A 7,115-nucleotide genomic window follows, 5' to 3' on the forward strand; every position below is an offset into this window, starting at 1 on the left:
GTCCGACTGCCTGGGCGAAACTGTTGTACCTGCGTGATTATGGAGACACCGAAGTGGGTGGCTTCGGGATTACTTCAGAGGACGATCTGCTGCTGGTACAGGACCTACAACTTGTGGAACAGACTTGCTCGTTGGCTCATGTGGCTTTCGACGATGAGGCGGTCGCAAATTTCTTTGATGATCAAGTAGATGCAGGTCTACGTCCTGAACAGTTTGGACGGATCTGGATTCATACGCATCCAGGAGATTGTCCGTTACCCAGCCAGACTGATGAAGAAACATTCGATCGTGTCTTTGGTCGATCCGACTGGGCTGTAATGTTCATTCTGGCGCGTACTGGGCGAACATATGCCCGGTTAAAATTTAATGTGGGTCCGACGGCCGAATACGAAATCCCAGTAAAACGAGATTATTCTCATACATTTTCTGGTTGTGATCCAGAGCGTTGGAAGAATGAATATTTAAGTCATGTGCATCCGCAACATAAAAGTCGCCTGTTCCAGTCTGAGTTTGAACGGGCCGCAGACTTTGACTGGGAAGAGGACTGGCTCTTTGCTGAAAACGAATTGAAAGGAGAACGGATTTGAATAGTTTGAACGTTACTACGGATCGTTTCCTAAGACAGAGTGACCTGATTCCGGCGGAGCGGCTTTCCCAGATTACGGCAACCGTCATCGGTGTGGGAGCCATTGGTCGGCAGGTGGCCCTACAACTGGCGGCCATTGGAACGCCGCGGATTCAGCTTGTGGATTTTGATACTGTCGAGTTGACCAATATCACAACTCAGGGATATCGGAGACAGGATCTGGGGCAGTCTAAAGTAGACGCGACGACTCGAGCCATTCAGGAGCTTGATGAATCAATTCAGGTTTTGTCAATTTCGGATCGTTATCGAGTGTCCGTTCCTGTGGGAGAAGCTGTCTTCTGTTGTGTGGATTCCATCTCAGACCGTGCGGCAATCTGGCGATCTGCTGGCAAGCACTGTGATTTCTGGTGTGATGGACGGATGCAGGGAGAGGTCATGCGTGTGCTTACGGCCTCAGATCCGCTCAGCAGAAAGCAGTATGCAGAAACACTGTTTCCCCAACAAGAAGCTCATCAGGGAAGTTGCACTGCCCAGGGCACCATCTACACGGCCAACATGGCGGCGGGCTTGATCGTGCACAGCTTTGGACGCTGGCTGCGTGGACTGGCGTGTAGCCGGAACATGATGTTGAACCTGCTTGCCATGGAACTGAATATTGAGTGATGACCATTCATATCTAACTTTTGTGTTTTCAGTTCAGATGAACCTTCTATTAATTCCAGTCAAAGGAAATCAAATGAAAAATGAACTAACCCCAAAATCTACATCAGAAGCAGAAGTACTAAGTCCTGCTGCCAGAGAATTCTCACATGTGATTGCAGCGGCACTTGTAAAGTGCTGGCAAAAAGAGCGTCAAACCCAAGAGAATCAGTGCGAGGAGTTCAGTCATCCCAGTTGTCCTCCTCATCGTCAGTAAGTGGTTTATAACGTCTGCGTTTCCCGCTGTCCTCGACCGGTTGATCATCCTTGTATTCAAAGATCTTGATCACGTGTTTCTGTTTTCGACATTGATCGCTGAAACCCTGGATACGACGATCTGCAGCGCGACGTGATTCAGCCATCGATGAATAGTACAATAGAAGTCGATGGATAGTCCCCGCAAAATCAAAATCATCCTGCCCATTCAAGACTGCTAACATCGGGATCTGCAGAAACGAAAGCCGTTCTTGCAGTAACAGTAGTGGAAATTCTCCCAGGCAATCCTGTTTCAAGTAAACCATCTCAAATATCTTCCGTTCTCTTTCATCCAGGGGAGCTGGTAACGCATTCAGTAAACAACGCATCTGAGCGTCGATACATTTACCAACATAATGATATGCCTCCCAGCCCCACTCCAGCAGCACCCAACGAACGATATCATTATCGAGCTTTCCAAAGGGGCACTTCTTCTTTGAAATCTGACTCAGAAACGAGTTACCGGGGCCTGAGAACCAGTTATCAAATTTCTCCTGCGAATCATGTTGATGTTTCTCTATTGCAATCAGGATTTGTTCTTCGATCCAGAGTCTGGTTTCTGGATCACAGATTCTTGTATCCGTGTCGTTGAATAAAGACATTCGCACACAAAATTCTATTTGCTCAGGGTCTTTGAGCTTCAACGGCTGATTCATCGCTGCTGCAAACAAACCATAATTAATAATCTGTTGTCTGTTCGGCCTTTGAATGCCGTACTCCCTCGTCAATCGCTCCCCTTCCATTTGTAGCTTTGTTATTCCCCCGGGAAATTCTTTTCCGGTTAGATTGTCTAAGAATACTAAATCTTCAGGAAGTATGTTTCGTTTATCTCCTGATTCCCTTCCCGGCTTTTTGACAATCAAGTCCAGGAAGCCTCCAAAGTTTCTTTTGTAATGATTATTGAGGCTGCGAGTTTTCTGGAAAAATAAAAACTTCATGCAATAACTAGCGAATTCCTTATCGCTGAGTTGATGATGTTGTTTTAGAACAGCCTGTCCTCCTCGAAAGAGCTCCGCAATTAACTGATCGCTGCCATAGAGTGGTATAAATCTCCGGACGGAGTCCCTTCCTTTCAGACAATAAAACTTCAACTCAAAACCGTCTGGTAGTTGATTACAGAGTTTATCTGCAGGCCGCCACCGGCAGATTGCGGCAGACTCTGCGACTTCACGGGCCTTCTGCAGTACAGGGCAGGATTCATCCCAGTATGCAGGATGTTCGAGCCGTACCGTTCCATACTGGTTGCTTATTGTGTTGATTCTCCTGACCATCGCTGCTGTAACTCCATTAAAAATAGACACTTAGGCACAAGGCAAGTGCTATTGCACCTACTACTCACAGGCAATTGACTCTCGTCGAAAAATTTTTCGTACGGAAATCCCCATGCCAGAGGAGACCCACATTTGGTGTGACGTCTGACCCCCGCTTTTAGGGCTCCAAAACAGGAGATCAGTCATGGCAGAGAGACAAACTCTCAAAATCACACAGGAAGAAGTCACCAGGACTTTTTCAACCGGCGAGTGGGCCGTTAAGTATCCACCGATTCTTACAGTCGACCAGGCAGCGGAACTCATGTGCGTTCCCAAGGCGACCCTCTATCAGTGGAACTCAGAAGGCAAGCTGACAGGTTGTGTTCAACGGGTCGGCAAGCATCTGCGTTTGTTCCGTGATCGCTTGATTCTCAAACTGATGAATAAAGGAATATAAGAATTATGAATATGAAAAATGAATTCGTCAATACGAATTATGAACGTGTAGGTGAGATTGCATCTATTTTCAACCGGAACGGTGTCTGGTACATCAATATGCAGTTTCGTGGAAAACAGATTCGCAAATCTCTGAAAACTTCCAATAAGAAAGAAGCTCGTGCCAGGGCACTTGCCTTAGAGCGAGAACATTTAAAAGGAGATACCGTAAAGACTATTAATACCGAACCGACTCTGATCACCGATGCGGTAGACGAGCTAATTCAAAACTGTGAAACAGAAGACCGTCGTCCGAAGACGATCAGTAAGTATAAACAGGTCTTGAAAGGCGTCGCTGAGTTTGCAGAATCGCACAATCTTTACAAGCTGCAACAGCTTGACGTTCGATTTGTAGATGCCTATCGACAGTATAGGAAGCAGAAGGGAGCGAAACCCAAGACGATCCATACCGAGGTAGGAGTGATACGCCGGCTGTTGCTCTTTGCCAAAATGCGTCGCATTATCGAAGATGATCCGCTGGAAGGCTTGCGGCTCACTGAACCGAAAACTGAACCGCAACCGTTCTGGAACCAAGATGAGGTCGATCAGATCATTAAGGCCAGCTCTCCGGTTCACCGTTCTGCATTTACTTTTCTGGCAGAAACTGGAATGCGGATCGGGGAACTGCAGTGGCTGACCTGGGACGATGTGGACCTGAAGCTGGGGTTGATTCATATCCGGCCGAAGGATGACTGGACGACAAAGACCGGAAATGTCCGATCGGTCCCAATCTCTGACCGCGCACGCGAGATTCTGCAAGAACAGTCCCGGCATTGTCGTTGGGTTTTTACGGCCAGAGCGTCCTCCAGTTATCCACAGGGCGATCATCAGGTCTCTGAACGCAGGCTGCTGAAGTCGCTTAAAAGGACTTTGGAAAATCTGAAATTGCAAGGCCATTTGCACACGTTCCGACACAGTTTTATTTCGCGGTCTATCGTGGCGGGAATTCCTGAAGCGATCATCCGTAAATGGGTGGGGCACGTCGATCATAAGACTCTGCAACACTACACGCATATTGCCGATCAGGAGTCACAGGCTGCGATGGAAAGGTTGAATCGTCCTGACGCATAGTGTCCTGGCCAGAAAAGAGTATTTAGAACGAGACGGTGATCTAATGCACGTCGTTCTTTCAAGATCAAAGGGCCGGGGCTCTGTAGTTCTCAGAGTCCCCGGCCAGTTTTTGAGTGTGGCCTGATGGATCAGGCTATTTTGTACGGCAGCAATGTCAAAACTTTTTTTACAGGAGTGTTCGCAATGAACCAGATTTCTAAGAAGCAGTTTTCTAATCAGCACAAATCTAGCACAAAATTAGAATCTTCAATTCCAGTTGATCGTTTGGTCCTACAAAAAAAGGGTCAAAAGCAGTCATGTACAAAAGGAAGCGGAGAGGGGGGGATTCGAACCCCCGGTCCCGTTACCGGGACACAGCATTTCCAGTGCTGCACAATCGGCCACTCTGCCACCTCTCCGGGTGAGGGTCTTTCATTCTCGTATGAGTTTCAGGTCGCTGTCGCGTATTCAGAGCGATTCGGTTCACTTCAACAGAGATGTTGCGTCGAAGTTTCGATGAAAGCGATCCAGGAATTTGACGAACAATCTTTGCTGTCAGAAAACCGGAGATTAGCCTTCTGAAGATTCAGCAGCTGCACTCTGTTTGAAGGATTCTTCTCTGTCTTCAATCACTTTCAGGGAGATGAGACGGTTTACAATCTGTACTCTCTGTGCGTTGAGTTTTCGCCATTTTGGGTGTTTTTTTCGCTGATCTTCTGCCACTTTTTGCTCATCAAGCACTTTAGAGTATTCGGCTACAGAAGCTTCTGCATTTTTTAATTGTCGTTCTAATTTCGCTCTTCGTAAAGACATTGTCTTCCACTATCCCTTATCATGTATTCCTGACCATTGTTGTGAAATCAGTTCTAACCGATTGTCTGTGCGTAAAACGAGCACTTCCCTTTTCTGGTCAAAAAGGGAAGGTAGATTCTAGCAACACTCGATCAGATTTGACAACATCCAGCTTGCGCAACCTGCTGTATTACCTTGTTTTTGTGGAAAAAACCTCACAATTGATCAGATGATGTCCCCGAGTGGATGGCGACCGTCGATTTCAACCGGGAGCTGGGGCAATCAACTCAGTTGGTATGGAGCACCACGTCCTCTCTCTCTGCAGCTTCGACTATCAGCTGATTATGGACCTGACGGACTCCTTTGACGCGACAGACGGATTCCTGAGCTACCTGCTTTTCGTAATAACTGCTGACGCTGCCGGTGAGAATGACCTGTTCCTGCTCAATTTTATATTGAACATTCTGGTTGGATACCCTGATCGAATTTGAGATCGCACGCTGTACTAACTCATTGAGTTGATGCGCGTGGTCAATGGTGATGTGCTGTGGCATGGTTGACCGATACTTTAAGGATCTTAAAAATAGTACTTTATCCTTATAAATTGTTCTCATCCTGAGTGATTTAGAAGTAGTGCAGCCTGCATTTGCACACTTGTTTTACATCGACTCGCAGAATAAATAGTCAGCAGGAAATATATGACGGTCTGACCAGTTAAGTAGTCCTGGTTGAGATTAGGGATTACAATCGTGATAACTGGCATGACTGGAGCCATTTAGAAATGAGAACGATTTTGCCAGATCACGATTCGAGCTGTGGGAACCTCCTGAGTAGTCAGAATTTTCCTGGATGAACGGTGTTCCTTGGTATTTCCGTCTCGTTCGCTTTACAATACGAATTGCTGAAATTCAGGGAGTGGAGACCAGGGATCTCATCCCCTTACAGGGGAAAACGAGAAATAATCTTCACTTCGGTACAGGTAAGAAGGATAACCCCATTGGTAATTGTCAGTGATCAGGAATTATTACAACGCTCAGTTGAGCCTGCTCACGATTTATTCCCTGTGATGCGGCGGGCGGCTGTGATGTCGCCACTGGTAGTCTTACTGGTATTGATGCCAGGTTTATTGGCCTTTCATACTTATCGGATTGATGAGTTATCCGCCTGGTTTGGATTGCAGTGTCTTGGAAAAGTCGGCTTGATCGGTGATCAAAGCAATGCCCTGCTGTGCCAGCCTCCGTTAGTGCGGTGGCTCTATACAGGGATGCTTTCTTTGATTGGTCACTGGTCTTCTTCGCTGGTTCTGTTTTCTTTTTTCTCAACGTCCTGCATGTTGTTTGTCGCGTATCGCTTAACGCGAAAAGTCTGCAATCCCCGGTATGCGATCGTATTCTGTTTTCTGATGTCGTTTCACCCCGTTGTCATCAAGCAGATTCAACTGATCGAATCGCCGGCGTTTCCCATCCTCTTTGTCTTACTCACTATCTGGGGATTCATCGGTCATATTCAGACAGAATCAGGCGTAGTTTCTTATAAATTACTAGGTGGTGGGATTTCTCTGGGGATCTGTCTGCTCTCCGGCGGAGCGCTGGCTTTAGGAGTTCTGCTGATGCTGGGACTCTACATTATTAATCCTCTTGATATTCCCAAGAATCGTTCTGCAATAGAGTCGAAAAAAGTACCGTTTTTGAAACAAGCTATCCGATTCTGGAAATCATTATTGGTTCTGGCATTTACCGGATTTGCTGTCGGTGGCTGGTGGGAGTTAATGGCGGCTTCTCAGATTGACGGGTTCTGGGAAAAATGGTTTGCTGGTCCTGGTCAGCCTCAGATCAGCCTGTACTGGAAATCAGAATTTTATCCCTCCTATTTTTTCCGCGATCTCATTTCTTCAATGGGTTTTTTAATGGGCTTCGCTCTGTTTGGTCTGTTTCATGGAGTGAAACGCGTTTTGAATCCAGGGAAAGACCTCAGGGAGACCGCCTGGT

At 46.8% G+C, this 7,115-nt stretch carries 8 protein-coding genes and 1 tRNA gene; 5 read left to right on the plus strand and 4 right to left on the minus strand.

Annotation, left to right across the window (positions count from 1 at the left end; translation table 11 throughout):
• A partial coding sequence (locus Q0668_RS13680; protein WP_298865602.1) for a hypothetical protein occupies positions 1-587 on the plus strand: 587 nt, incomplete at its 5' end.
• On the plus strand, positions 584-1,249 hold the full coding sequence (locus Q0668_RS13685) for a ThiF family adenylyltransferase (RefSeq protein ID WP_298865604.1): 666 nt from the start codon (positions 584-586) through the stop codon (positions 1,247-1,249). The genes Q0668_RS13680 and Q0668_RS13685, both read left to right, overlap by 4 nt.
• Before the next feature lie 218 nt (positions 1,250-1,467).
• Here the strand turns inward: Q0668_RS13685 and Q0668_RS13690 are convergent, their stop codons facing one another.
• The gene (locus Q0668_RS13690; protein WP_298865606.1) at positions 1,468-2,841 is read right to left on the minus strand and encodes a hypothetical protein; all 1,374 of its coding nucleotides are present in this window, start codon (positions 2,839-2,841) and stop codon (positions 1,468-1,470) included.
• Between the two features lie 154 nt (positions 2,842-2,995).
• On the opposite strand from Q0668_RS13690, the gene Q0668_RS13695 reads away from it, so the two are divergent.
• Complete coding sequence (locus Q0668_RS13695; RefSeq protein WP_298865608.1) at positions 2,996-3,247, plus strand: excisionase family DNA-binding protein; 252 nt, start codon at positions 2,996-2,998, stop codon at positions 3,245-3,247.
• Positions 3,248-3,252: 5 nt separating this feature from the next.
• Positions 3,253-4,356 carry a site-specific integrase gene (locus tag Q0668_RS13700; protein ID WP_298865610.1) on the plus strand — a complete coding sequence of 368 codons (1,104 nt, stop codon included), beginning with the start codon at positions 3,253-3,255 and terminating at the stop codon, positions 4,354-4,356.
• Positions 4,357-4,667: 311 nt separating this feature from the next.
• Here the strand turns inward: Q0668_RS13700 and Q0668_RS13705 are convergent.
• The 3 genes from Q0668_RS13705 to Q0668_RS13715 all read right to left on the minus strand — a co-directional run bounded on the left by Q0668_RS13705 (position 4,668) and on the right by Q0668_RS13715 (position 5,681).
• Positions 4,668-4,754 (minus strand) — tRNA-Ser (locus Q0668_RS13705).
• A 151-nt stretch (positions 4,755-4,905) separates the two neighbouring features.
• Positions 4,906-5,148 (minus strand): hypothetical protein, encoded by a 243-nt coding sequence (locus Q0668_RS13710; RefSeq protein WP_298865612.1) that lies wholly within the window; start codon positions 5,146-5,148, stop codon positions 4,906-4,908.
• Positions 5,149-5,414: 266 nt separating this feature from the next.
• The gene (locus Q0668_RS13715; protein ID WP_298865614.1) at positions 5,415-5,681 is read right to left on the minus strand and encodes a BON domain-containing protein; all 267 of its coding nucleotides are present in this window, start codon (positions 5,679-5,681) and stop codon (positions 5,415-5,417) included.
• Positions 5,682-6,124: 443 nt separating this feature from the next.
• Between Q0668_RS13715 and Q0668_RS13720 the strand changes: the two genes are divergently transcribed.
• On the plus strand, positions 6,125-7,115 hold a 991-nt coding region (locus tag Q0668_RS13720; protein WP_298865616.1), incomplete at its 3' end, for a glycosyltransferase family 39 protein.

The organism is uncultured Gimesia sp. (genome assembly GCF_937910335.1).
GTDB lineage: Bacteria > Planctomycetota > Planctomycetia > Planctomycetales > Planctomycetaceae > Gimesia.

Coding starts and splice junctions, on each gene's coding strand:
- Q0668_RS13700 (WP_298865610.1), top strand. CDS start 3,253: ATGAATATGAAAAATGAATTCGTCAATACGAATTATGAACGTGTAGGT.
- Q0668_RS13715 (WP_298865614.1), bottom strand. CDS start 5,681: ATGCCACAGCACATCACCATTGACCACGCGCATCAACTCAATGAGTTA.
- Q0668_RS13710 (WP_298865612.1), bottom strand. CDS start 5,148: ATGTCTTTACGAAGAGCGAAATTAGAACGACAATTAAAAAATGCAGAA.
- Q0668_RS13695 (WP_298865608.1), top strand. CDS start 2,996: ATGGCAGAGAGACAAACTCTCAAAATCACACAGGAAGAAGTCACCAGG.